Origin of the sequence: Plesiomonas sp. (assembly GCF_051650925.1) — a bacterium.
Taxonomy (GTDB): Bacteria; Pseudomonadota; Gammaproteobacteria; order Enterobacterales; family CAMTGL01; genus Plesiomonas.
Genome location: NZ_JBOFRH010000070.1, coordinates 1 through 1,228, shown reverse-complemented (window position 1 = coordinate 1,228; position 1,228 = coordinate 1). Strand labels below are relative to the sequence as shown.

Sequence of the window (1,228 nt, the reverse complement as noted above, 5' to 3'; positions counted from 1 at the left end):
TCTGATTAACTTTTTAAAGAGCAATGTCGCTTCACGCCCGATTTGCTTTCGCGTTTCGTTCCGTGCCGACAGGGAGCGCATTATAGGGAGGCGCCGAAAAGACGCAAGGGCTAAATCGCAAATTTAATTCAAGCGCGCACTTTTTAACCTGCAACGACGAAATCTACCCTATTTTAGGCGGTAACCACCGTGGCCAAGCTCATTTTTCATACTTAAGAGACTATGTGTACCTCATTTACAGACGTTCTTGTTTCTTTGTTCTTTCCTCATAGCTATTACCACTTAGATATTCCCAATTTCATGAAACAGCAGAACCGGCTGACGTTTCACCAACGCTCGCCATGCAACAACGTTGGCATTCACTAACTCGGAACGCATTAAAATGCATAAAAAACGTCCGCTTATTATATTTCACGCACAGGTGGTGAGTTTTTAAACATTTTACTTTACTTGCCATTAACAGATTGTCATAACCATAGAGAGGTAGACCAATAGCGGCTAGCAACGCACCGATATCTGTCTTCTTTTTTATAGGTACACCCAATTTTATGCAAACCGACGCTTTCGTAGCATGACAAGCTCGTAACGTGAAAAGTACTGTGATTTTTGACGCACATCTTTTGCTGTGCCGTTAAATGGCGTTATCGCAACCTGATGATGAGGCTGACCCATGACGCAACCGGATGATAATGCTGCCACCGTATCCCAACAACGCGTGTTAATCACCGGCGTAACCTCAGGCTTGGGTGAGCAACTGGCGCACGATTATTTGGCGCGTCACTGGCACGTCAGCGGTATTGGACGTAATCCAGAAAAAATTACTCAACTTACCGCAGCCGGTATCGAGGTTTTTAGTGGCGACCTCACCGATGAACAGACCTATCAGCAACTGCCTGCTAGCCAGCAATGGGATGTGGTGATCCTCAATGCCGGCACCTGCGAATACATCGACGATCCGTTGCACTTTGATGCGGCCCTGTTTCACCGCGTTATTGAGACCAACGTGCAAAGCCTCGGCTACAGTTTGCACTGTCTCCTGCCACATCTTGCGCCTCGGGCTAAATTGGTTTTTGTCAGCTCGTCTGTCACTTGGTTACCGTTACCGCGCGCCGAAGCCTATGGCGCGTCAAAAGCTGCCGTGGATTATCTGGCCAAATCGCTACGCTTGGATCTGCGCCCACACGGCATTGATGTGTTACTGGTCAAACCCGGTTTTATCAAAACTCCG

At 47.6% G+C, this 1,228-nt stretch carries 1 protein-coding gene; it reads left to right on the top strand.

Annotated elements, in window-relative coordinates; translation table 11 throughout:
- Window positions 1–670: 670 nt before the first annotated feature.
- The coding region (locus ACRC27_RS01715) for an SDR family NAD(P)-dependent oxidoreductase (RefSeq protein ID WP_438639032.1) at window positions 671–1,228 on the top strand (558 nt) is incomplete at its 3' end.